The sequence below is a fragment of the uncultured Mailhella sp. genome (assembly GCF_944324995.1).
Taxonomy (GTDB): Bacteria; Desulfobacterota; Desulfovibrionia; order Desulfovibrionales; family Desulfovibrionaceae; genus Mailhella.
This window is the reverse complement of sequence record NZ_CALUYL010000013.1, coordinates 52,643-74,729: the sequence shown is the minus strand read 5'-3', so window position 1 is coordinate 74,729 and position 22,087 is coordinate 52,643. Positions and strand designations below refer to the sequence as shown.

21 protein-coding genes are annotated in these 22,087 nt (G+C 63.4%); 9 read left to right on the top strand and 12 right to left on the bottom strand.

Translation table 11 applies throughout. The features are described 5' to 3' along the window. The 5 genes from Q0K02_RS07095 to Q0K02_RS07075 all read right to left on the bottom strand — a co-directional run. Positions 1-974, bottom strand: a 974-nt coding sequence (locus tag Q0K02_RS07095) for an NAD(P)H-dependent oxidoreductase subunit E (protein WP_294486649.1), incomplete at its 3' end; no start/stop codon positions are given. 13 nt (positions 975-987) lie between these two features. Further along, on the bottom strand, positions 988-1,473 hold the full coding sequence (nuoE, locus tag Q0K02_RS07090; protein ID WP_294486646.1) for an NADH-quinone oxidoreductase subunit NuoE: 486 nt from the start codon (positions 1,471-1,473) through the stop codon (positions 988-990). A gap of 176 nt (positions 1,474-1,649) precedes the next feature. Continuing rightward, positions 1,650-2,672 (bottom strand): tripartite tricarboxylate transporter substrate binding protein, encoded by a 1,023-nt coding sequence (locus Q0K02_RS07085; protein WP_294486642.1) that lies wholly within the window; start codon positions 2,670-2,672, stop codon positions 1,650-1,652. Between the two features lie 184 nt (positions 2,673-2,856). Further along, entirely contained in the window at positions 2,857-4,245 is a 1,389-nt protein-coding gene (locus Q0K02_RS07080) for a tripartite tricarboxylate transporter permease (protein ID WP_294486641.1), read from the bottom strand. Between the two features lie 3 nt (positions 4,246-4,248). Further along, on the bottom strand, positions 4,249-4,704 hold the full coding sequence (locus Q0K02_RS07075; RefSeq protein WP_294486638.1) for a tripartite tricarboxylate transporter TctB family protein: 456 nt from the start codon (positions 4,702-4,704) through the stop codon (positions 4,249-4,251). Positions 4,705-4,871: 167 nt separating this feature from the next. Between Q0K02_RS07075 and infA the strand changes: the two genes are divergently transcribed. The 8 genes from infA (at position 4,872) to Q0K02_RS07040 (ending at position 11,424) form a co-directional block, all read left to right on the top strand. Continuing rightward, positions 4,872-5,090 carry a translation initiation factor IF-1 gene (infA, locus tag Q0K02_RS07070; RefSeq protein WP_077071795.1) on the top strand — a complete coding sequence of 73 codons (219 nt, stop codon included), beginning with the start codon at positions 4,872-4,874 and terminating at the stop codon, positions 5,088-5,090. A 106-nt stretch (positions 5,091-5,196) separates the two neighbouring features. Further along, complete coding sequence (locus Q0K02_RS07065) at positions 5,197-5,592, top strand: DUF4911 domain-containing protein (protein WP_294486636.1); 396 nt, start codon at positions 5,197-5,199, stop codon at positions 5,590-5,592. 340 nt (positions 5,593-5,932) lie between these two features. Continuing rightward, complete coding sequence (locus Q0K02_RS07060; protein WP_294486634.1) at positions 5,933-6,499, top strand: LemA family protein; 567 nt, start codon at positions 5,933-5,935, stop codon at positions 6,497-6,499. Positions 6,500-6,657: 158 nt separating this feature from the next. Further along, positions 6,658-8,184, top strand: a complete 1,527-nt coding sequence (locus tag Q0K02_RS07055) for a DUF2207 domain-containing protein (RefSeq protein ID WP_363315670.1) — start codon at positions 6,658-6,660, stop codon at positions 8,182-8,184. A gap of 6 nt (positions 8,185-8,190) precedes the next feature. After that, positions 8,191-8,583: a hypothetical protein gene (locus Q0K02_RS12365; protein ID WP_363315669.1), complete on the top strand. Its 393-nt coding sequence runs from the start codon at positions 8,191-8,193 to the stop codon at positions 8,581-8,583. 148 nt (positions 8,584-8,731) lie between these two features. Beyond that, positions 8,732-9,313 carry a hypothetical protein gene (locus Q0K02_RS07050; protein ID WP_294486632.1) on the top strand — a complete coding sequence of 194 codons (582 nt, stop codon included), beginning with the start codon at positions 8,732-8,734 and terminating at the stop codon, positions 9,311-9,313. A 9-nt stretch (positions 9,314-9,322) separates the two neighbouring features. After that, positions 9,323-10,549 carry a bifunctional phosphopantothenoylcysteine decarboxylase/phosphopantothenate--cysteine ligase CoaBC gene (gene coaBC / locus Q0K02_RS07045; RefSeq protein ID WP_294486629.1) on the top strand — a complete coding sequence of 409 codons (1,227 nt, stop codon included), beginning with the start codon at positions 9,323-9,325 and terminating at the stop codon, positions 10,547-10,549. A gap of 407 nt (positions 10,550-10,956) precedes the next feature. Further along, positions 10,957-11,424: a hypothetical protein gene (locus Q0K02_RS07040; protein ID WP_294486626.1), complete on the top strand. Its 468-nt coding sequence runs from the start codon at positions 10,957-10,959 to the stop codon at positions 11,422-11,424. Positions 11,425-11,498: 74 nt separating this feature from the next. Here the strand turns inward: Q0K02_RS07040 and Q0K02_RS07035 are convergent, their stop codons facing one another. The 5 genes from Q0K02_RS07035 to Q0K02_RS07015 all read right to left on the bottom strand — a co-directional run bounded on the left by Q0K02_RS07035 (position 11,499) and on the right by Q0K02_RS07015 (position 16,371). Beyond that, the gene (locus Q0K02_RS07035) at positions 11,499-11,795 is read right to left on the bottom strand and encodes a helix-hairpin-helix domain-containing protein (protein ID WP_294486623.1); all 297 of its coding nucleotides are present in this window, start codon (positions 11,793-11,795) and stop codon (positions 11,499-11,501) included. 19 nt (positions 11,796-11,814) lie between these two features. Then, a complete protein-coding gene (locus tag Q0K02_RS07030) occupies positions 11,815-12,015 on the bottom strand; it encodes a hypothetical protein (protein ID WP_294486621.1) in 201 nt (66 codons plus the stop codon). A gap of 140 nt (positions 12,016-12,155) precedes the next feature. Continuing rightward, the gene (locus Q0K02_RS07025) at positions 12,156-12,305 is read right to left on the bottom strand and encodes a hypothetical protein (protein WP_294486618.1); all 150 of its coding nucleotides are present in this window, start codon (positions 12,303-12,305) and stop codon (positions 12,156-12,158) included. 10 nt (positions 12,306-12,315) lie between these two features. Next, positions 12,316-13,461 (bottom strand): putative sulfate exporter family transporter, encoded by a 1,146-nt coding sequence (locus Q0K02_RS07020; protein ID WP_294486615.1) that lies wholly within the window; start codon positions 13,459-13,461, stop codon positions 12,316-12,318. 12 nt (positions 13,462-13,473) lie between these two features. Next, positions 13,474-16,371 carry a hypothetical protein gene (locus Q0K02_RS07015; RefSeq protein WP_294486610.1) on the bottom strand — a complete coding sequence of 966 codons (2,898 nt, stop codon included), beginning with the start codon at positions 16,369-16,371 and terminating at the stop codon, positions 13,474-13,476. A gap of 321 nt (positions 16,372-16,692) precedes the next feature. On the opposite strand from Q0K02_RS07015, the gene Q0K02_RS07010 reads away from it, so the two are divergent. After that, positions 16,693-18,081 (top strand): sigma-54 dependent transcriptional regulator, encoded by a 1,389-nt coding sequence (locus Q0K02_RS07010; protein WP_294486606.1) that lies wholly within the window; start codon positions 16,693-16,695, stop codon positions 18,079-18,081. Between the two features lie 57 nt (positions 18,082-18,138). Here the strand turns inward: Q0K02_RS07010 and Q0K02_RS07005 are convergent, their stop codons facing one another. Together Q0K02_RS07005 and Q0K02_RS07000 are read right to left on the bottom strand one after the other, a co-directional pair. Further along, complete coding sequence (locus Q0K02_RS07005; protein ID WP_294486604.1) at positions 18,139-19,551, bottom strand: aryl-sulfate sulfotransferase; 1,413 nt, start codon at positions 19,549-19,551, stop codon at positions 18,139-18,141. Between the two features lie 686 nt (positions 19,552-20,237). Then, the gene (locus Q0K02_RS07000; RefSeq protein WP_294486603.1) at positions 20,238-21,821 is read right to left on the bottom strand and encodes an aryl-sulfate sulfotransferase; all 1,584 of its coding nucleotides are present in this window, start codon (positions 21,819-21,821) and stop codon (positions 20,238-20,240) included. Between the last annotated feature and the right edge of the window lie 266 nt (positions 21,822-22,087).

The window sequence follows — 22,087 nt, the reverse complement described above, 5'->3', positions numbered from 1 at the left end:
ATGGAGCGCATGAGGGCGGTTTCTTCGCCGCACACGAACGCGCCCGCGCCCTGCTTGATCTTCAGATGGAAGCTGAAGTCGGAACCGAGAATGTTGTCGCCGATGAGTCCGAGGGCTTCGGCTTCGGCGAGGGCGATACCGAGGCGCTTGATGGCGAGCGGATATTCGGCGCGCACGTACACATAGCCTTCGGTGGCTCCCGTGGCCCATGCGCCGATGAGCATGCCTTCGATGACGGCGTTGGGATCGCCTTCCAGCACGGAGCGGTCCATGAACGCGCCGGGATCGCCTTCGTCGGCGTTGCAGAGCATGTACTTGGGTTCGGCCGGTTCGGAAGCCATGAACTTCCACTTGAGGCCGGTGGGGAAGCCTGCGCCGCCGCGGCCGCGCAGGCCGGAGTTGAGCACTTCCTCAAGGGTGGCCTGACGGCCCATGGAAAGGGCCTTGGCTATGCCCTGATAGCCGCCGTTGGCGATGTATTCAAAGATGTTTTCCGGATCGATGCGTCCGCAGTTGCGCAGCACGAGGCGCTTCTGCAGGTTGTAGAAGAGCATGTCGCGGTAGCTGTGGCGCGGGGTTTTGCCGGTGCGGCCCTGATAGTGGAGCCTCTCCACGGTTTTGCCTTCGAGCACGGTGGTCTTGATGAGCTCGTCGGCGTCTTCGGGCTGCACGCGCACGTAGAAGATGCCGCCGGGATAGAAGATGACGAGCGGTCCGAGTTCGCAGAAGCCGTGGCAGCCGGTGACCACGATGCTCACGCGGTCGCTCAGGCCGTTCTTGTCGATGGCGGCCTGGAGGGCGTCGCGGATGTTCATGCTGCCCGAGGAGGTGCAGCCGGTGCCGCCGCAGATGAGGATCTGATATTTTTCCTGGTCGGGTGCGCGGTTGTAGTTGCGCAGATCAAGCAGAGGCCGGGCTTCTTCCTGCAGCCTGTTGAGGGCGTCGACGGAAGTGAGACGTTTGAGTTCAAGCATGTCGTCCTCTCCTTTATGCCAGGTAGCTGTCGAGAATGCCGGGAATGTCGTCGGGGGTCAGGCGGCCGTGGGTGTTCTCGTTCACCATCATGACCGGAGCCAGACCGCAGGCGCCGAGGCAGGCCACGGTTTCCAGCGTGAAGTTGAGATCCTTGGTGGTTTCGCCGGGCTTGATGTCGAGGTGATGGCTCACCGCTTCAAGAATGGCGGCCCCGCCGCGGACGTGACAGGCCGTGCCCTGACAGACGCGGACGATGTTCTTGCCGCGCGGATTGAGGTGGAACTGTGCGTAGAACGTGACCACGCCGAACACTTCCGCCACCGGAACGTTCAGTTCCGACGCGATGGTTTCGAGCACTTCCTGCGGCAGATAGCCGTAAACATCCTGGGCCTGCTGCAGAACGGGAATGAGCGCGCCTTTCGGGTTCTGCTTGTAGGGTTTCAGAATGTCCATGAGAGGAGCAAGGTCAATGGGGCTGGCCGTGCAGTTGCAAGACATGTGGATATCCTCCTGGTACAATCCTGGCTCCGACCGGCCTGCGACGGCGGTCAGGGCGTTCCGTGTCCCCTGCGGGACGTTTGCGGGTGGGGCGCGGCGCGTTCGGCGAGGCGCCCGCAGCGGAAAAAGCGCGTCGTCCCTCCTGTCCGGGACGGCAGTTTTTCCGCCGGCCGGAATCATTCTCCTGCGGAGGATGTCCGGCTTTTCCCCTGGTCGGGGGAGGCGGCGGACCTGTCGGCAATGCCCGCCGCTTTGAGAATGTCTTTTTCCTGTGCCCAGGCGTCCTTGAGAAAGGCTTTCGCTTCCTGCCGGTTCAAAAGCACGGGAGAGGCGGAAAAGCCTTCCAGTGTCTTGGCAAGTTTGCCGGTTTCGGCGGCCTTCTGAAAGGCGAGGGAAAGTTCGTCCAGAGTCTGCGGCGGCACGCCGGCCGGCGCGAGAAGAATGAAGGAGGAGTCGCCGCGTCCGGGATCGGCGAAGCCCTTGTCGCTCAGGGAGGGCACGCCCGGCAGGGCGGGGAGCCTCGCTCCTGCGAGAACCATGAGCGGAAGAAGCTGACCGTTCTTCACGCGGGGCAGCGCGCCGCTCGCGGCGGCGTCCACGTGGCCGCCGAGCAGGGCGGCTTCGGCTTCGCCGGGTCCGCCGAAGGGCACGAAGCGCCATTTGAGCGAGGGATCCTTGGCGGATATGGCGGCAAGGGCGACGTGGGAGGGCGTGCCCAGACCGGGAACGCCGATGCGCATTTCGCCGGAGGCCTGGCGCGTGGCGGCAAGAAAGTCGTCCAGAGTCTTCCAGGGCGCGCCGGGGCGCGTCACCAGCACGGGGGAGGCCTGTCCGAAAATGAGCAGAGGCTCCACGTCCTTGAGCGGATCGTAGGGCGCGTTGTTGACGGTGGGAATGAAAATGAGCGCGTTGGTCACGCAGGCGGCGAGGCGGGAGCCGTCGGCCTTGTCTTGTGCCAGTCTGGCCACGGCGGTCATGCCGCCGCCGCTCGGCGTGTTCCGGGGAACGATGTTTCTTCCCAGAACGGCTTCGGCGTCATGGGCGAGCACGCGGGCTGCGGCGTCGAGGGCTCCGCCCGGACTGAAGGCGATGGACAGCTGAATGGGGCCGTCTGCGGCGCGGGCCTGCGGAACGGAAACTGGAGAGAGAAGCAGGAGAGAGAGGGCGGCAAGGCCGAAGTATGGAATACGCCATTTCATGGTGCATATCTCTACAGGTAAAAATGAAATCGGCAAGCATAAAAAATTTTTTCACATAAGAGTATCGGATATATCGGTGTAACGTATTATAATCGTGCGTTATTTGCAAGACGGCCTTCTTTGAGCGTTCAATCAGTTTTATAAAAAATGACAGAAAAGGCGAAAAGGAGGCCTGTTTTGACGGCTACCAGAAGGAGAGGAGCGTCTGCATGAGATGGGTTTCCAGTCTCGGGCCGAGCACGAAGGCGAGCACGAGGGGCGCGGGCGAACAGCCGCAGCGCCGGAGCGCCACGGCAAGAAGCCCGAAGAGCACGCACTGCGCCGGGCCGGACATGCCGTCGGCTCCCACGTAGGAGCCCGTCAGGCAGAGCAGGCAGATCACGGGCCAGAGCAGCCGGAAGGGAAGGCGCGCGAGCCTTGCCCAGAAGCCTGAAAGGGTCAGGCCGAGCACGAGCAGAATGACGTTGCCCGCGATGAGGCAGAACATGAGCCCCCAGTAGAAGTCCGGCTGATCTTCGGGCAGGGAGGGGCCGGGCGTGACGCCCACGACGGTGAGCGCGCCGAGCATGGCGGCCATGATGGGATTGGTGGGCAGGCCCATGAGCAGAAGCGGCGCAAACGAGGCCATGGCCGCGGCGTTGTTGGAGGCTTCGGGCCCGGCGAGGCCTTCCCAGGCGCCTTTTCCGAACTGTTCCGGATGCTTGCTGAGGCGCTTTTCCAGCGCGTGGGAGGCAAAGCTTGCGGTGACGCCCGCGCCGCAGGGCACAAGACCGGTGAGGAATCCGAGAACGCTGCCGCGAAGGGCCGCCAGGGCGGTGGAGAGGCGGCGCAGGCAGGGCACGGCGTCCGGCGCGGCGGCGCGGATTTTTTCCGGGCCGGAGAGCAGGGCGTTGAAGAGATCGCCGAGACCGAACAGGCCGAGCAGCAGGGATGTCAGCTCCACGCCTTCGGAGAGCCGCCACGCGCCGAAGGTCATCCGCTCTGCGCCGTACACGGGATCCATGCCCGGCAGGGCGAGGGCGAGACCGAGGAAGATCATGCACAGGCTGCGGCGCGGGCCGCCGGGGCTGGTGAAGGCGACGAGCAGCAGCGCGCAGGCCATGACGGCCGCCCGACCGGCGGGGCCGAAGAAGAGCGCCGCGCCGGAAAGCACGGGAGCGAGCAGCAGCATGGCGAGCGAGGCGAACATGCCGCCGGTGAAGGATGCGAGCGTAGCCGTGGCGAGGGCCTGCCGGGCCTTGCCGCCGAGGGCCAGCGGATGGCCTTCAAAGAGAGTCGCCACGGCGTCGGCTTCGCCGGGAATGCCCATTAATATGGATGTGACGGCTCCGCCGTACTTGGCGCCGTAAAAAATGCCGGAGAGCAGGGAGATGGCGGGCAGAGGTTCGAGCACATAGACGAGGGGAAAGAGCAGGGCCATGGCCGCGGGCGGGCCGAAGCCCGGCAGCACGCCCACGGTCATGCCGAGAAACACGCCTGCAAGCACGAGCAGCCACAGCTTGAGGGAGCAGAGGGCGGAGAGCGCCGAGCCCATGCCGGAAAGCAGGGAAGGGTCGAACAAAGAGGCGTCCACGGCCTACGCTCCGGGGGCGAAGGAGAAGAGCGCGCCTTGCGGCAGCGGCCAGGCCAGCAGCTTTTCCATGCCGAGCCAGAGCGCGAGGCACAGCAGCAGGGCGAGCGCGAGGGATTCGTTGCGGGAACAGCCGCCGAAGCGGCAGGCGCAGAGCGCGGCGAAAAAGGTGGCAGGAAGCCAGCCTGCGGCATGGACAAGCAGCATCCAGAGCAGGCAGGAGAAGAGCAGACCGCCTGCTTCGCGCAGGGCCTTGCGGGAGGGCCGCTCTTTGGCGGCGGATGCGGGGGGCAGAAGCAGCGCGCCGACAAAAAGTCCCGCGCCGACGGCGCGCGGCCAGATGCCGGGGCCGGGGAGTCCGGCGGAAAGCGCGGGCGGCGCGGCCGCAACAATCGCGACGGCGGCAAGCGCGAGCAGAACGCGCAGGGCGTGACGCCGCAGGGCGGCGCGGGGCAGACGCATGGGAGACCTCGAAACGGGAAGAATGACGGCCCTGCGGGCCGGGCCGAGTATAGGACAGAAGAAAAAGATGGGCAACGGCGCGGAAACCGGGGCGCGGAGGGGGAGTTTCCCTTGACAGCGGCGGCATATTCGGGGAAGGTGTCTCGATAGTTTTTTTTGGAGGAACCATGCCTAAAGAAGACGCCATTGAAGTGGACGGTATCGTGGAAGAAGCCCTTCCCAATGCCATGTTCCGCGTGAAGCTGGAAAACGGCCACGAAGTGCTTTCCCATATTTCCGGCAAGATGCGCAAGTTTTATATCCGCATTCTGCCCGGCGACCGCGTGAAGGTCGAGCTTTCGCCCTACGATCTCACCCGCGGACGCATTACCTACCGCATGAAGTAAGATGGAGCCGCTCGCCATTCCCTCGTCCGGGGGAGCCCGTCCCGAGTCCGGGAAGGGCGCAAGGCGGCGCAAGCCCGTCCGGCTTCCTGCGGCCGGCGCATCCGAGATGCTGCTGATCCGTATCGCTCCTCGTGATACGGGTCTTTTTCGTTATCTTCTGGAAGGCGGGGGCGGGCATCTGGCCATGCTCACGGTGCTTGATCCCCGTGCGGCCCTGTTCAAGCTGCTGTTTTCTCCGCATCAGCGGGAGGAGCTTGAGGCACTGCTTGAGAGCATGCGCAAAACCGTGCCCTTCGAGGTGCGCCGCTGGCCCGTGAAGACGCCCGCCGCGCCGGACCATCAGAATCTTCCGGAGTGCGGAGCCGCGTCGGCCTGCGGAGACTCTTCCGGGAACGAAAATTCCCCGGCCCGTGCGGCGTCGCCGGACGGAACAACCCCCTCGCCGGAGTCGGAATCCTCGGAACCCGACGCTTTTTCGGCAAAGCCTTCGTCCGTGGGGTGAAGGCTGCGTCGCCTCGTTCCGGCGTTTTTTGCGATGTCGGGCCGCTGTTGCCTGAAAGAGCCTGCCGCGCCTTGCCGCGTTGTCTTGTCTGTCGTCCGTTGCCAGGAAATTGTTGTGAAACTTCGGCGTCGCGTCCTGAATCTGGGAGGCGTCGCCGTTTTTTTTTGACGGTGTGCAGTGCGTTTGCTGCAAAAGGCTCGCGTTGCGTGGCTGAAAACGCGCCGCGGCGGTGTTTTGTGCGATGTTCGTGTCGGACGCGTGCCGCTTGCTCTGCGCCTCTTCTCCTGTTTTAATGTTGCCGTAAACCTCAGCCTTTTCCTGTCGGAAAAAGGAGTCTCCCATGCTTGTCGCAGGCGTTGTTCTTGCCGTTCTTGTGGTGCTGGGCGTGGCGCTCATGCTTTTTTACAACGCGCTCGTCCGGGGGCGGAATCTTGCCGAGGAGGCGTGGAGCGGCATCAGCGTGCAGCTGCGCCGCAGGCACGATCTGGTGCCTGCGCTCATCAGCGTGGTGCAGGGCTACGCCGTGCATGAAAAGGACGTGCTTTCCGCCGTGGCCGGAGCCAGAGAGGCGGGCATGAAGGTTGCCGGAGGCGACGCGCGCGCCGTGGGCGAGGCGGAAAAGGGCCTCAGCCTTGCGCTCGGCCGTCTGCTGGCCGTGGCGGAAGCCTATCCCGAACTCAAGGCCAACGAGAATTTTCTTCATCTTCAGCACTCCCTCACGGAACTGGAAAACGACCTTCAGATGTCCCGCCGCTACTACAACGGCACGGTGCGCGAGCAGAACAACCGCGTCATGCAGTTTCCGAGCAACGTGGTCGCCGGATGGTTCGGCTTCAGGAAGATGGAATATTTCGAGCTCTCCGGCGAGGAGGAAGCCGCCGCGCCCAAGGGCTTTCCCGTCGCGTAGATGCGGCGCGGGAGGCGCTTTCGCGGGGAAAACTCGGCGTTCGGGTTGCGGCGTCGATTGAAGGCGGGCGGAAGTCGCGCCCCCTGCGCTCTTTTGCGCCCTGCCTGCGGGCGTTTGGGCGCTCTTGAAAACGCGGATCAGTTCTCCGGGAGGATGGCATGAAGCGGTGGATTCTGGCGGCGATCATCTGTCTGCTCATGGCGGCGGACGCGCTGGCCGCGCCCGTGCGTGTGCGGCAGTTCGACGCGTTTGTGGACGTGGCGGGCAACGGCGACATCGTGGTGAACGAGACGCTGACGGTGGAGATTCCCGCCGAGGGCGAGTTTCACGGAATCTTCCGGGACATTCCCGTAACGACGCGCTGGCCGCGGCAGCCCGCCTCCATGGAGGTGCTCGCCGTGAGTCTCGACGGGCGGCCTCTTCCCGCCGACGACGTGCGCCGCAGCCCCGGTCTTGTGCGGGTGTATCAGCGCGACAGGGAGCGGCGGCTCACCCCGGGACGGCATGAATTTTTTCTTTCCTACCGCATGACCGGTCAGATCGGCCTTTTTGAGGACAACGACGAGCTGACCTGGAACGTCACGGGCAGCGGCTGGGAAGCTCCCGTGGAGCAGGCTTCGTGCGTCGTGCTCTGTCCGGCGGGCGCGCCGTTTTTCGGTCAGCGGGCCTGGATCGGCAGGGCGGGCAGCAAAAATTCTCCGGTGAGCATGAGCTATGAGGTGCAGCATCAGCGCCTTGTCATGCGTTTTGACGCGCAGCGGGCCGTGCAGCCCGGCGAGGATTTCACCGTGGCCGCGGGCTGGGGCAAGGGCTTTGTCGCGCCTGCCGGCGGGGCCGTCGTCGGTTCCCTGTCCGGCGCGATGGCGTACGCCGTGCTGGACGCGGCGCTTTTCCTCTACTTTTTCCTCGCCTGGTTCTTTACCGGCAGGGAGCCGCGTAAGGGCGTCATCGTGCCTCTTTTTCATCCGCCCGTGCTGCGCCGCGGCAACGGCAAAAGCGGCGAGCGGGACATGCCCGTGTCGCCTGCGGCGGCGGGCTACGTCTTTCACAAGAACCGGGTGACGCCCGCATGCTTCGGCGCGGCCGTGATTTCGCTTGCCGGGCGCGGATGCTGCCGTATCCTGGGCAACGCGAAGGAAGGCTTCGTGCTGGAGCCCGGCCGGGGCAGTTCGCCGTTTGCCGAAGAGGAGCGGATTTTGAAGGCGATGGGCCGGGAATCCGTGAGGGTGGATGCCGCGCACGGCAAAACGCTCTACGGCATGCAGCGGGCCATGACGGCGCAGCTTCGCCGCGACTACGGCAGCATGTGGAAGGGCGCGGGCGGCGGCTTCATGAACGGACTGTTCGGCTCGGTGTGGATGTTCCTCGGCATGGCCGCCGCGCTGATCGGCCTTGCGGCCGTGACGGGATGGGTCACGGGGGGCGCGCTTCCCCACGGCGTTGTTCCGGCGCTGGGCTTTCAGCTTTTCGCGTTCTTCTTTGTGCAGCAGATGATACGGCTCATCGTGTCGCGCCTGAAGTCGGGAAGCCGGGGCTTTGTCGTGTGCGCGCTCGTCATGATTCTCGCCATGCTCGGCATCTCGCTGGCCGTGCTCTTTGCCGTGTTCCGGGACGCGGCGGCGCTGCTTTCTCCAATCGCCACCGCGCTTGCCGCGCTGGCCGTGCTCATTCCCTTCGTCTTTTGATTCATCATGGACAGGCCCACCCGGGAGGCGCGCGCCCTGCTCGATCAGATAGAGGGGCTGGAACTTTACATGCGCATGGCCGAAGGCCCGGCCCTGAATGCGCTGAATCCCCCGGAGCGCACGCTTGAGCACTATCGGGAGCTTCTGCCCTACGCCGTGGCCCTCGGCCTCGAACAGGCCTGGGGCGCGCATTTTTCCGGAGCGCTCGGCGCGGCGGCGCTCTCCGGCGGGCAGGAACTGACGCCCGCGCTCGCGGGAGCCTTCGCCTCGGCGGCGGAAGGCAGCATCGGCTCCTACGCGGGGGCGCAGGCGTCGGCCGCATCCTCGTCGAGCTCCTTCGGCGGCGACGGCGGAGGCGCGGGCAGCGGAGGCGGTGGCGGCGGTGGCGGCGGATGCTGATTCCCCGCCCGGGCGGCCGCATTGGCGTTTGCACATCCCCCTTTTTTGGCATAGGGTAACTATGGACATAAGACGGAGAAAACAGGCCGTTTTTCCCCGGCCCTGTTTTCCCGCACAGGCATCTTCCCCCCTTTCGGAGGTAACGTTCATGAATGCTCGCACGATGTTTGCCGGACTGGCCGCCGCTCTCATGCTCACCGGCTGTTCCGGCATGTCTTCCACCATCAGCAATCCCTTTGAACAGCCCAGCATTACGGAAACCTATATTTCCCAGTTCCGCGACGTGCCCATTCCCGCGCCCATGAGCACCATTCCTTCCGAAACGCTGGTCACCGTGGGGCCCGACGGCAGCAAGTTCGGTCTGGAATCCTTCAGCGGCCGCGTGGACGGCACTTCGCTGGCCAACGTCATGATGCAGAACATGGCCCGTCAGGGCTGGCAGCTGCGCGGATCCAGCGTGGGCGTGCGTTCCGTGCAGCTCTATGAAAAGTCGCCGCATTACGCCGCCATCTTCTACCGCGAGGGCGTGATGACCACGTCCATGGACGTGTGGGTGGTCAACGGCGTGAACGTGGACATCCTGAGCCTCGTGCCCGAGGTTCACAACAGCGTGAACAGCGGCATGTCCTCGTCTTCCGGCGTCTCTTCGGGCTCCTCGTATTCCGGCCCGGCAACCTACTCCGGAACGACCTACGGCGGTTCCGGTCAGGTGACCAAACTTTCCGAATAGGATTCTTTCATGGAAAAGCATCTGCTGTTCAAGCGCTTCGCGGACAAGAGGCTGCACCTCGGCGTCTGCGGTTCCGTGGCCGCCTTTCGCGCGGCCGAGCTGGTGCATCGCTGGCAGGACACGGGCGCGGGCGTGAGCGCCACGCTCACCGCCGCCGCCCAGAAGTTCATTACGCCGCTCACGTTCAAGGCCCTCGGCGCGTCTCCGGTGTACGGGGACATGTTCGGCGGCGACGAGCCGTTCGAGCATCTGGAACCGGGGCAGATCGCCCACGCCATGGTCATTGCTCCGGCCTCGGCCGACATGCTGGCCCGTCTGGCGCACGGTCTGGCGGACGACATGCTCTCCGCGCAGGCTCTCGCCTTCGACGGCCCCGTGGTGGTGGCTCCGGCCATGAATCCGCGCATGTGGCGCAATCCGGCCACGCAGGCCAACGTGGAAACGCTGCGCGAGCGCGGCTTCACCTTCGTGGGGCCGGACTGCGGCGTGGTGGCCTGTCACGACGAAGGGCAGGGGCGCCTTGCCGATCTGCGCATGATCTACCTTGCCGGACTCAAGGCGCTGACCCCGCAGGACATGGAAGGCAGAACCGTCATGCTCACGCTCGGCCCCACGCGCGAAACCTGGGACGACGTGCGCTTCTGGACCAACGGTTCCACGGGCGTCATGGGCGCGTCCATTGCCGTGGCGGCGTGGCTGCGCGGCGCGGAAGTGCATGCCGTGTGCGGCCCCGTGGATCTGTGGATGCCCAATGATCCGGCCTTCCACCGCCACGACGTGACGAGCGCGGCGCAGATGCTGGAAAAGGCGCAGGAGCTTTGGCCCTCGGCCGACGCGGGCGTGTTCACCGCCGCGGTGGCGGATTTTCGTCCGGAACCGCACGGGCCGGGCAAGTTCAAGAAGGACAGGGCCGGCGACGGCTTCAGTCTTTCGTTCCTGCCGAACGCCGACATTCTGCGCACCCTTGCCGAAGAGCGTTCGGAAGGTCAGGTGGTGGTGGGCTTTGCCGCCGAAAGCGTGCCCGACATGGACGCGCTCGGCGTGGCCGTGCATCACAAGCTGGACACCAAGGGAGCCGACGTCATTGTGGGCAACCGCATTTCCGACGGCTTCGGCCGCGCGGCCAACCGCGTGTATGTGGCCGACGCGCAGGGCCGCGACGAAGTGTGGCCCGACATGCCCAAGCCGCAGGTGGCTTGGAAGATCATAGACTGGGTGCGTACGCTGTTCGTATGAGGGTTCGATCCGCCATAGTTCGCCCGTGGCTCAAGGCGGGTTTGTCCGCGCTGCTTGTCGAGAGCGAGCAGCGCGCGGCTGAACTGCGCGGTGCGACGGGAGACTCGTCGGCGCAGTGCGCGGAAGACGCGCTTTCGCCCGCGACCGGCGTTTCCGCGCCAAGGAGCGGGACGTTCCGGCCCGGGGAATTTTCTCGCTCAGGTGACGGGCGAAGCTCCGGAGCGGCCCGGCCTGCCCCCCGCGAGGCCGCCGCGCCTTCTTCCGCGCCGTCTGCTCCGTCGCAGGCGAATCGTCCCCGGCGGGAGGCGGAGAGCGCCGCGCCGAACGCCCGTCCGGGCGCAGGAGCTCCGGAACGGGCTTCTACTCCCGGGAGTTCCGCACTTCTTGCCACGCCGGGCGCGCTTCCCGTGGAGGCCTGGCCCGAACGCTGGCTGGTGTTCAAAAATCGTCGTCCGCTGCCGCCGCATCCTCTGGTGCTCTGGACCTACGCCGGGCTCGACGAGGATCTCACCGGCAGGCCCGACGACGTGCGCCGCAAGGTCATCGTGCGCATGCTCATGGAGCTTCGGCATCCGGGCGGAACCCACGTGTTCTGGCCCTGCGGCCTTGCCGGAGAGCCGGACGCCGGAGCCCCGCTGTTCTGGTCCGGGGTGAAGCTGCTCAATCCGCGCGTGCTGCTGCTTTTCGGCTCCGACGCGAGAGACGCGCTCTCCATGCCGAAGACGCTGCTTCCCTTCTGTCAGGAGCGCGTGTTCGGCAGACTGGTCATTCAGCTTCCCCGCCCGCAGTCTCTCGCTGCCGACGAGGCGTCGTTCAAGCAGGCGCTGGCCTTTCTTTCCCGGCTGCTGCGCTTCTGCGGCAGGCCGCAGGCGTAACATATTCGCACAAAACAAGAAAAGCCTTCTCCGTCAGGTACGGGGAAGGCTTTTTTGCGTGTCGTTCGGGGCGATCAGCAGTTGCACTCGGCGCCGGAAATGGCGTCCACGCGCAGCGCCTGTTTGGCCGCGTCAAGGGCGTCCTTGTCCATGCCGGGCACGTCGGCGAGCTCGTCGATGGACATGAAGTCGCCCATTTCTTCGCGATACTGCACGATGGCCTTGGCCAGATCGGCGTTGAGACCGGGCACGGCGGCGAGTTCCTGCTGCGTGGCGGTGTTGACGTTGAGGCCGTTCTCTTCGGCGGAGGCGGCGGAGGCGAAGACAAGGCAGAGGGCCAGAGCCAGGGCGGAAATGAGGGAGCGTTTCATTATGGATCTCCTTTGCGTGTTACCAGCTGAGATAGGACCAGGAATACATGAGAAAACAGACGGCGAAGGACAGCAGCGAAGAGACGGCCAGGCACGCGTGCCTGCGCCCGAGACTGCGGGAGGCGTGGGCGTGGAATATGCCCATGTAGATGGCCGTTGCCGTGGCCCAGAAGAGCAGCAGGGCGAACAGTATCTGAAGATAGAACGTAATGCCGGTCATGACGGCTCCTTGAAAATGGCCCGGAAAGATGCCGGGCGCGGCGTTGACGGAAGGTTCGGAAATGCCCCGTCCGGCCGGGGATGCGCCGGACGGGAAGAGGAGCTTCCGACGCGGAGGCGCCGGAAGAGCTGCTGTCGGCGTTAGAGCAGTCCTGTGCGCTGGAAGATCACCGCGAGCGCGATGAAGAGCACGGCAAGCAGTATGCCCACCATGTCGCGATCATGTTCTTCCTCGCCGGAATTGTCCATGAAGTCGAAGCCTTCTTCGTCGGTGGTGTGGGAATGGCGCATGCTTGCCTCCTTAGATGAGCGGGAACTTGAGACTGGCCGCGGCCAGCAGGCAGATGACGAGAACGGCGATGCGCAGAATGCCCGCGGCAAACGCGAGCGCCAGGCCCTTGAAGCCCCACTGCGCGATGTCGCGCAGGGAAAGGGAGAGGCCGAGGGCGGCTGCGGCGAGGGAGAAGTCCCACTTCACGAGTTCAAAAACGGCGAGATGGGCGGGCTCCTTCACCACGTGGAACTGCACCACGATCCACACGATGATGAACACCGTGACGAACAGCGGGAATCTTTTGTGGGCGCGGGCCGCCATGACTCCGGACTCGTCGGCGAACATGCGGGAGCGCACGAACATGACCACGAACACGAACAGAAAGCCTGCGGGCATGAGCGCGTGCCGCAGAGGCTCCACGTAGTGGGCCCAGTGACCGGCTTCGTAGCTGTAGCCGAAGGCCGCGTTGAACATCTGGCCGGTGTTGCCTATGCCGAACACGGAGAGCACGGCGAAGGCCTTGTCGTTCATGTTGAGGGCGTGGCCGAGCAGGGGCAGCAGGAACGAGGCCACGAGGCCGAAGAGCAGAATGCAGCCCAGCGCATTGATGACCTGTCCGCCCTTGGACTTGAGCATGGGCATGAGAATGGCCACCACGTGGGGGTCGCCCGTGGAGAGCGCGCCGGCGATGGTGGAGTAGTGGCGGTCGTCCATGCGCAGGAGTCTGCCGAGCACAAGCGTGACGGCGGCGGTGAACAGCATGACGGCGAAGGCCAGCAGAATGAGGGGCATGCCCGCCTTTTCCGCGTGGCTGAACACGAAGTGCGGCGCCAGCATGATGATGCCGAGCGGCATGAGAATGTGAATGTAGGAAAGACCGCGCTTCCAGGAATCGGGCACGCCGAACACGTTGCCGATGACAAGACCCATCAGAAAGGGATTCCACACGAAGTTGGAATTGAGGGTCTGGAACAGCGGCTGATGATTGACGGGGCCGATGACGGCGTCGAGCCAGGAGAACAGGTTTTCCAGCGTGAGGGGATTGGGACTCCCCGCCAGATTGTTGGAAAACAGCGCGATGAAGAACATGGCCAGCAGACCGGGCAGGGATTCCTGCATGCTGTAGAGGCAGCTGAGGAAAGAGCGGCGGCGCTCCTCATAGGGAATGTTCATGATGGTACCTGCCTATTGGAACTTGCGGGCGAGCCAGGCGTCGAGCCCGCGTTCGGGATGAGGATGCGCGCCGGTGCGCCAGTATTCCTGCCAGGCGGAGCGTTCCATGAGCGACGCGCGCAGGAAGCCTTCGATGGTGCCGTTCACGCCCATGAGCACGTCGATGTTGTTGCGCGGCTGGAAGGCCAGATTGGCGCTCTTGAACACGCGTTTGCGGTAATTGGTTTCGATGTGCCAGGCGTGGATCATTTCTCCGTCGAAACTGTCGATGACGATGCTGAACTGAGGCTTGCCGTCGGCCATGCGGGGGCCGTCGAAGCGGGGATGGTCCCTGTCCAGAATGATGGGTTCGGGATTGTCCAGCAGAATTTCGTTGAGCTGATAGCAGTGACCGCACACGTCGGGGCGCACCATGAAGCGGGGATCGCCCTCAAAGGGGGTGTCGCTTTCAAGCTTCTTGAGGTCCACGTAGGCGTAGAAGGCGGCCTTGCCCTTTTCAAAGGGCGTTTTCACGTCCATTTCGGCGAGCACCTTGTCCTTGCCCTCGTCGAACTGGAACTGCAGGGAGTTCACCACGCGCTGATGCTGCGGCAGGAAGGCGCGGGTTTCGGCGTTGAGCGGGCCGAGGGTTCTGGTTTCGGAGAGCGAGCCGTCGTTGCGGCGAAGTTCCACGGAAGCGGTGCCGGCCTTTTCGTCGAAGGCGACAAGCTTCAGGGTGTGCTTCTTGCCCACGGGCTTTTCTTCGCCGGGGGCGAGGAGCAGGCGCACGGGCTTTTCGTAGGTGTACTGCACGCTCTGAATGGCGGGCGTGCCGAAGCTCTTCACCCGCACGTAGGTTTCGCCCACGAATTCCGGCTCAATCCAGGTGGCGCCTTCGGCAAAGCGGTCGTGCAGGTAGTAGCGGTCGCCGTTTTCCCGGCTGAGGCCCTGCGCGAGTTCAAAGGGCGCGCCGAAGTTGTTGCCCGAATACTTGACCACGTTGATCTGCGCCATGGGGCGGTCGTCGAGCAGGTGGCTTTCCGTGAAGCGCAGCACCTTGTTGTTCACGCCGAGGGGCTGATCCTGCCAGTAGATGGGGTGCAGGCTGGCGTCGGGCTGCACGCGCCAGAAGTCGATGTCGAAATTGCGGCGCGTGAAGGTGGTGGACTCAAAGGTGGCCATGTAGGCGCGGCGGCCGAGCATGTAGAAGGTTTCGCCGTTCAGGGCGCGCACGTTGCGGGCGTTGCGCGAGGTGTAGAACAGGCCGGAGGGCGGAATGACGATGCGGTTGTTTTTCCAGTCCACGTAGCTGCCGCGGATGACGAGGCCCTCGGATGACGTGAGTCTCTCGCCGCGGCGGTTGGTCACCTGCTCGCGGCCGAAGCCGCGCATGAGGCCGCCGAAGGGTGCCGTGGGATCGGGCGAGTGGAAGGCCATGCTGGGCATGACGCTCGGGAACGACGTGAAGTGCGAGCCCTGCACTTCCGTGCCGAAGTCGGGCATGGCCAGACGGTTGAGGAAGCTGTCTTCCAGCACGGAAATGAAGGTCGGCGTGCGGCCGATGAAGCAGTCGATGTTCCGGCGGCCCTTGTCGGTGAAGGCAAGGTTGTCGGTGCGCTGGAAGAAGGCGTCGCGCAGGTAGTAGCTGCGGACGCGGTTGCCTTCCATGTCGTCGGCCACCAGGCGGAAGGCCGGACGGTTCCACACGTCGGAATATTTCACCGGGCCGTCGTAGCTGTCGTTTCCGGCCTCAAGGGTGAAGGGCGCGGCGTTTTCCAGGGTGAGGCGCTGGAGCTTGCCCGTGAGCAGGCTCGCTTCCAGCCCCACGGTGTAGCGTTCGTCGAGCGGCCAGGGCTCGCCGTTCTTCACGGTGACGAGGTCGCGATAGACGACGAAGCTCAGCATGCCGTCCTGCCAGTCGTGGGGCACGGCCGTGGACCACGGCACGAAGTCGGAATGGCGCAGATATTCGGGCTGCACGGCGATTTCTATGCGCATGTCCTCGCCGGGCACGGTGAGGCTGTAGGCGTCCTTTTCGCGCGCTTCGTCCTTGTAGCCCTGCGAGCTTATGGGGCGGATCAGCTTTTCGGCGAGCACCTTGTCGCCGCCAAAGTCGGTGACGCGGACGCGGAAGCCGTTGCTTTCGCGGAAGGCGTAGAGGCGCTTCGTGCCGCAGAGCCGGTATTCTTCCTGACGCAGATCGAGCACCACGGGCCGCGAAAGGGAGAAGGTGGCCTCCTCGATGACCGGATAGGAAAGCGAGGAGAAGGTGGCTTTCTGGAAGTCGTGATCCTTCACCTCGAAGCGGCTTGCGCCGTACTCAAACACCGGATCAAGGAAGAATTCGTCGAGCTGTTCCACGTCGCCTTCCATGTGGCTGCGGTCGGGCAGGTCCTTGATGGCCGGGAACTTGGACGACACCGAAAATTCCATGGGCCAGTGTCCGGAAGGGGCGATGAGCGCCATCTGAATGTAGGGCCGGTCGTAGTGATCGGTGGCGTAGTCGAACCACAGGCGGTAGCCTGCCTGATCCACCGGCGTCTTTTCGCCTTTTTTCAGCGACACGTCGCGCACGGTGCGCACGCTCTGCCGAAGATCCACGAGATAGGCGTGCTCGCCGAGCAGCAGGAACGGATCGCGCCTGAAGGGCGCGGCATCCTGTTCGGTTTCGGAAATGTAGCAGAGGCCACCTGCGGGCACGAAGGCCTTGCCGTCCTTGACGGAACTTTTCCGCACGAGCACGGCTTCCGAAAGATTGCGCGGCTGACCGTACTGATTCTTGAAGGTCTTGTGCCTGAGACCTCCGAGATCGGGAATGAAGGGCATGTCGCCTGCCGGGGCGAGGCCATGCGGACTTTCCGCAGCCGGAGCGCCGGTGAACAGAAGGCAGAGCAGTGCCGCCGCGACGCCGGAAACGAGAAGTTTGTTCATCACAACTTCCTTGTGGTTGAATGGTCTGGCAGGGGCAGCCCGCTCTTTCGTGCGAAAACGCGTGCCGCAGAGGAAAAGGGAGGGCTGCCTTCCTCCTCTCATGCATGAATCGTTCCAAAAGATTATATGGCCAATGATTGCAGTGGATTATTTATGATGCAGCCGCCTGTTCCGGCTTTGATTGCGCCTGGCATGTGCGGCTCTCTGCACACACGCTCAAGGCTGTGCCCGCTTTCGCGCAGCCTTGTTTTGCGCTCGTCTTTACGGAAGAAGAGCTTGTCGTTACACTCTCAGCCGCAAAAGCGACTTCAAGGTGAAACTATGAGCGAGAACAGGAAAAGCGGTTATCAGATTCTGGTGGTGGACGACGATCCCGAATGGCATGAGATTCTGGCCCTGCTTTTTTCGCGCAAGGGCTGGAAGACGGAAACGGCGCTTTCCGGCGAGCGGGCGCTGGCCAGACTGGCCGCCGGCGGCATAGACGTGGTGGTGTGCGATCTTTCCATGCCGGGCATGAGCGGACTTGAGGTCTTGCGCCGCGTGCGGGCCATGAACGCGCAGATTCCCTTCATCATGATGACGGGCGTGGGCACCATTGAGAGCGCCGTGGAAGCCGTGCAGCTCGGCGCGTACAGCTACCTGACCAAGCCCGTGAACAACGCCGAACTGGCTTCGCTGGTGCAGCGGGCGGCCGAACATGCCCGGGTACACAGTCAGCTTCAGGACAGGGGCGGGGAAAAGACGCCCGTCTCCCTCATTTTCAACAGCCCGTCCATGAAGCAGGTGCTGAAGACCATAGGCAAGGTGGCGGGCACGAGCGTGCCCATTCTCATTACCGGCGAAACGGGTACGGGCAAGAGCCGTCTTGCGGAATACGTGCATCGCGCAAGCTCTCTTCGGGACAAGCCCTTTCTTACCATCGACTGCGCGGCCCTGCCGGAATCGCTGCTGGAGAGCGAGCTTTTCGGTCATGTGAAGGGGGCCTTCACCGGCGCGGTGAGCACGCGGCGCGGCCTTCTGGAAGAAGCGCAGGGCGGCACGGTGTTCCTCGATGAAATAGGCGAGCTTTCGCCTTCCACGCAGGCCAAGCTGCTGCGCGCCATTCAGGAGCACGAAATACGCCCGGTCGGCAGCAACAAGAGCGTGAGCATCAACGTGCGCTTCATTGCGGCCACGCACCGCCATCTGGAAGAGGATGTGAAGACGGGCCGCTTCCGCGAAGATCTTTTCTATCGTCTTTCCGTCATTCCGCTGTACCTGCCGCCGCTTCGCGAGCGCCGGGAGGATCTGGCCGCGCTCATCGGCTTTTTCATCAGCCGTTTCAATGAGCGCTACGGCCGCAACGTGACGCAGATAAGCCCCGCGGCCATGAACATTCTCTACAGTCAGCCGTGGAAGGGCAACATCCGCGAGCTGGAAAACGTGCTGGAGCGCGCCTTCCTTCTGACGGAAGGGGACAGGCTCATGCCGGAATCGCTGGGCACCATGGCCGACGGCGCCGTTTTCGCGTCGCCTGTTTCGGGCGAAGCTATGTCCGAAACGCCGCTTTCGCTGTCCGACGCGGTGCGCAACGCGGAAATTCAGGCGCTTCAGCAGGCGCTTTCCCTGTGCAACGGCAACAAGACACAGGCCGCGGAACTTCTGGGCATAGGCCGAAGAACGCTCTACGACAAGCTGGAACAGTTCGGCCTCATGGACAAAAAAGGATAAAAAAAACGGGCCCTCTGCCGCATGGCGGAAGGCCCGGAGACAAAGACGGCCTGAGATTTACCGGTCGTTTATGGGCGACGAGAGGCGGGACGCTTCCGCGAAGAGTTCATGCCATTTCGGCGCGCCGGGGAACACTTCCGTCTTTCGGGAAAGATCCCTGCCCGCCAGACCGGGATAGTCCGGAGCGTAGCGGAAGGCGCGATGCACCACGTTGTTTGTGAGATTGATGTCCTTCACGCCGTCCGGGTCGGCCGTGGCGTCCTCTTCCGTAAGCATGGCCTTGGCTTCGCCGTTGCTCATGAACGGGCTTACGTATTCCCATACCACGCGCTTGTCCTGCGTCACCTCGAAAATGTGTCCCGTGGCCGTGGACGTGAGGAGCACATTGCCGTTTTGCAGATGCTGGGCGGAACCCTGATAGGCGCTGTAGAAGGAATTGAGATTGTTGGCCGCATATTCCCAGGTGATGCGGCCTGAGGGGATGTCCACGACCACGGCGCGGGAGCGGTTGGCCTGCGGGCGCTGCCAGCCGTTGTCGAACAGGGAGATGCGGTCGTTGCCGAGCCATGTGGCGTCGTGATTGCCGAAGAGCAGCTGACTGCCGTCGTTGCAGAAGGAGGGGCGTTCCCCTTCGCCGTGACTTGCGGGGTTGCCGAAGCGCCACAGCACCCTGCCTTCCGCGTCGTGACTGACGATGAACGCTTCGCAGAAGTTGCGGGAGCTTATGAGAATCTGGTCGGTCTCGGGATTGTACCGGACGCTGTTGATGTGCATCCAGTCGGAATCTCCGTAGTAGTTCTTGATGGGCAGGCGGTAGTTGATGTCGAACTCGTCCTTGCCCGTGCCGATGTGGTCCCAGGCGTGCCACGACCAGACTTCGCGTCCTTCCTTGTCCACTTCCACGATGTAGTCGGCCCACAGACCGTCGTAGGCGGGGCTGTGTCCGGTATCCTCGCCGGGCCGGGGCAGGGTTCCCGGCTTGCGGCCTCTGGCCTCGGCCTCCTCGCAGCTTTTGTGTTCCCAGGCCACGATGAGCGTGTTGCCGTTCGGCATGCGGTCGAAGGCGTGGTGGCTCAGTCTGCCGTCGTCGTATATCCGGTGTTCCCACACCACGTTTCCGTCCCAGTCTATTTCCTGAAGTCCGCCGGTCACGCCGCCGAAGGGCACCTTCTTTTCATAGCGTATGCCGCGCAGCAGGTTGCCGTTCGGCAGAAGTTCGGCATAGAGGCCGGGAAGTCCGGCGGTCTTCCATTCGTGTACGATGTTGCCTTCCATGTCCAGAAGGTAGCTGGACGTGGACTGCATGGGAGAAATCAGCGTATAGCCGTCCAGCGCCTTTTCCTTGTCGTAGATCAGAACGCCGGTGGGCGTGGACATGGTTTCCGCGGCCTTTGCCCTGCGGGGAAAGAGCAGAAACGCCGTGCCGAGAAAGGATGCGGCCGCGAGTGCGGAAAAAACAAGACTGCTCATGAGTGCCATCCTGAAAAAGAGTTGAAACATCTGCCTGCCCTCGCGCGGAAAGGTCCGTCCGCGTCGAAAGAAAGCGCGCCCAGTGTTGCAGAAATCAGGACGCAGGGGAAGAGCTTTCGGGCCGTGTTTTTGTGAAGGGAACGAGAGGCGACGGAGAAGATGAAAGGCCGCATGAGGAAAAAACGTTTTTCATCATCGGAAGCGGGAACTTTTTTGATGCCGTCCGTCAGGGGCGTTTCGACTGGGGGCGCGATGTGTTTTGCGAAGAGTTTTTCTGGAAAGGACCGTTGCCGAAGCCGGAGGCAGAGGGAGGGCTCTTGCCTGTCGCGCAGGCCGAGCGTGAGCAGCGCTTTCTCTGGGCAACGGAAACAGAAGGCGTCTGCGTAAATTCCGGGCGCAGGGAGAGAATGGCGCTTCGACTGGGGGGAGCCGCCGCATGGACCCAAAAGAATCATTTTCCGACGAAGAAAAAACATCCCGCCCGGGCAGGGATCCGGGCGGGATGTTTTCGCAGAAGGCCGGGCAGAGCGTGCCCGCTTGACAGGGCCTCGCCCGAAGGCGGCGGACAGGCGTCAGAGCGGCGACTTTGCGCTGGGCGGAAAGCCGGGAATGTGTCGTGCGCGTTGTCCGCCGGGGAGGCGTTGCGTCCGGCTCCGGGAGAAGCCGGACGCGGGGCTGTGTCTCGATTAGTAGTTGTGCATGGAGGTGGCGGCTTCGTCTTCAAACTCTTCGTCGTCGCTCTCTTCGGCATGGGTCTGGGCGGCGGTCAGCGAAGCCTTGACCATGTCGCCCTGCACGCCGGTGTTCGGATACTCGCCCTTGGCGTTGGGCAGGGAGAACAGGCTGTTGGCAGGCGGAATCACGGCTACTTCTTCGGCGTGCGTCGCCTGAGGAACCCAGTCGTAGGGCACGCGGTAGGAGCGATAGAGAATGCCCGCGTTTTCGTCGGCGTAGGGAGAGAGGTATTCCCAGACCGTTTCGTAATCGCTGGTGATTTCAAAGATGCGGCTCATGTCGCCTTCCGTGATGACGGTGTTGCCGTTGGGCAGGCGCTGCGCGTAGCTGACGAAGGGGCTGAAGAACTTGAAGTCCATGTGGCCGAGCAGGCCCTTGTGATTCTTGTGCCAGTCGTATTCCCAGACGATTTCCTTGGTCACGGGGTTGAATTCCACCACGCGGCTGTAGGGACGCTGCACGTTGTGGAAGCCGGAAACCGGACGATCCGGGGTCGGCGCGCCGTAGCCGCCGAGACCGCCGTTGTCGAAGAACAGGATGTTGCCTTCGCCGGGCAGGCCCCTGGGAATGATGTGAATGCCGTGCGCGCCCACGATCTGGCCCACCTTGAAGTCTTCGGTGCCGGGGGCGAAGTTCGGGCCGAGACGCCACACCACCTTGCCGGTGGCGCGTTCGATGATGAACATCATGTTGGAGTCGCGGCTGTTGACGATGATGTTGTCGGGATTGAAGCGCTTGTCTCCGGCGTCGAACCACTTGTTCGGGCCCACGTAGCTTGCGCAGTTGATGTGCATCCAGTCGTAGCCCGCGCCGGGCTTGATTTTGGTTCCGTGGCGACCGGCGGCGCGGTTGTCCGAGGGCGGGAAGGTGTTCATGGCCTTGAACGCGGCGTCGGTAAATCCGAGTTCGTCCACATGATCGGAAATTTTCCAGGTCCAGACGACTTTGCCCTTGCTGTCCACTTCCAGAAGCACGTCGGTGACGAGCTGCATGGAAGGATGAATCCGCGCGATTTTTTCATTGGTATGGCTGAGCACCAGCGTGGTTTCCGCGGCATCGGAGGAGGCGCTGCCCGCGGAAGGAGTGAAATATACGGGGGTATCCTTGCGCTGGAAGTCGTGATGCTGACGGGCTATGGGCGTTTTGCCGTCTTTCTGCGGCTGACCGGGAATGGCCGGCACGTTCTGCCAGTCGCGGAATTCCCAGAGTTTTTTCCCGTTGAAATCAAGGGTGACGAGAGAGGTTTTGTCCTGCTGACCGTCCTTCCAGGTCTCGCCGCTGGTCATGAGACGACCGCCGGGGAGAATTTTGTTCGGCATGCCGTCCTTGCTGTTCCAGCGTTTGACGAGATTGCCGTTCATGTCGATGAGACAGGCGCTTCCGGCGAGTATGGTGTAGCCGTTGTAGGCCTTTTCCGGATTGTAGAAGGTAACGCCTGTAGGATATGTGGTGGGCACGGCCTGAGAAGCGACGGGCGCGGCGCAGGAGAGTCCGAGCGCAAGCAGGAGACTGACGGAAACTTTGTTGAAACGCATGCAAACCTCGCATTGTTTGGAAACAAAAACGTGAAAAATAATGCAATATGCATGCCAGACACGGAAAGTGAAGCAATGCCGGAAGGTTGAGATTTTCGTCGAGGCGTCGATCCGGGAGAATGTACGAGGCTTCGCACAGCAGAAGAAGCGTTTTGGGCAAACAGGTGGTTTGCGGGGGCGGAGCTGCCGCACCGGACGCAGAAAGCGTTTTTTCTGGATGCGCGGAGGCGTGTCGGCGCGGGGAGAGGCGGCGCGGAACTTGTTTC

Coding starts and splice junctions, on each gene's coding strand:
- Q0K02_RS07005 (WP_294486604.1), bottom strand. CDS start 19,551: ATGAGCAGTCTTGTTTTTTCCGCACTCGCGGCCGCATCCTTTCTCGGC.
- infA (WP_077071795.1), top strand. CDS start 4,872: ATGCCTAAAGAAGACGCCATTGAAGTGGACGGTATCGTGGAAGAAGCC.
- Q0K02_RS07060 (WP_294486634.1), top strand. CDS start 5,933: ATGCTTGTCGCAGGCGTTGTTCTTGCCGTTCTTGTGGTGCTGGGCGTG.
- nuoE (WP_294486646.1), bottom strand. CDS start 1,473: ATGTCTTGCAACTGCACGGCCAGCCCCATTGACCTTGCTCCTCTCATG.
- Q0K02_RS07020 (WP_294486615.1), bottom strand. CDS start 13,461: ATGAACATTCCCTATGAGGAGCGCCGCCGCTCTTTCCTCAGCTGCCTC.
- Q0K02_RS07035 (WP_294486623.1), bottom strand. CDS start 11,795: ATGAAACGCTCCCTCATTTCCGCCCTGGCTCTGGCCCTCTGCCTTGTC.
- Q0K02_RS07000 (WP_294486603.1), bottom strand. CDS start 21,821: ATGCGTTTCAACAAAGTTTCCGTCAGTCTCCTGCTTGCGCTCGGACTC.
- Q0K02_RS07015 (WP_294486610.1), bottom strand. CDS start 16,371: ATGAACAAACTTCTCGTTTCCGGCGTCGCGGCGGCACTGCTCTGCCTT.
- Q0K02_RS12365 (WP_363315669.1), top strand. CDS start 8,191: ATGGACAGGCCCACCCGGGAGGCGCGCGCCCTGCTCGATCAGATAGAG.
- Q0K02_RS07010 (WP_294486606.1), top strand. CDS start 16,693: ATGAGCGAGAACAGGAAAAGCGGTTATCAGATTCTGGTGGTGGACGAC.
- Q0K02_RS07030 (WP_294486621.1), bottom strand. CDS start 12,015: ATGACCGGCATTACGTTCTATCTTCAGATACTGTTCGCCCTGCTGCTC.
- Q0K02_RS07050 (WP_294486632.1), top strand. CDS start 8,732: ATGAATGCTCGCACGATGTTTGCCGGACTGGCCGCCGCTCTCATGCTC.
- Q0K02_RS07075 (WP_294486638.1), bottom strand. CDS start 4,704: ATGCGTCTGCCCCGCGCCGCCCTGCGGCGTCACGCCCTGCGCGTTCTG.
- Q0K02_RS07065 (WP_294486636.1), top strand. CDS start 5,197: ATGCTGCTGATCCGTATCGCTCCTCGTGATACGGGTCTTTTTCGTTAT.
- coaBC (WP_294486629.1), top strand. CDS start 9,323: ATGGAAAAGCATCTGCTGTTCAAGCGCTTCGCGGACAAGAGGCTGCAC.
- Q0K02_RS07055 (WP_363315670.1), top strand. CDS start 6,658: ATGAAGCGGTGGATTCTGGCGGCGATCATCTGTCTGCTCATGGCGGCG.
- Q0K02_RS07085 (WP_294486642.1), bottom strand. CDS start 2,672: ATGAAATGGCGTATTCCATACTTCGGCCTTGCCGCCCTCTCTCTCCTG.
- Q0K02_RS07025 (WP_294486618.1), bottom strand. CDS start 12,305: ATGCGCCATTCCCACACCACCGACGAAGAAGGCTTCGACTTCATGGAC.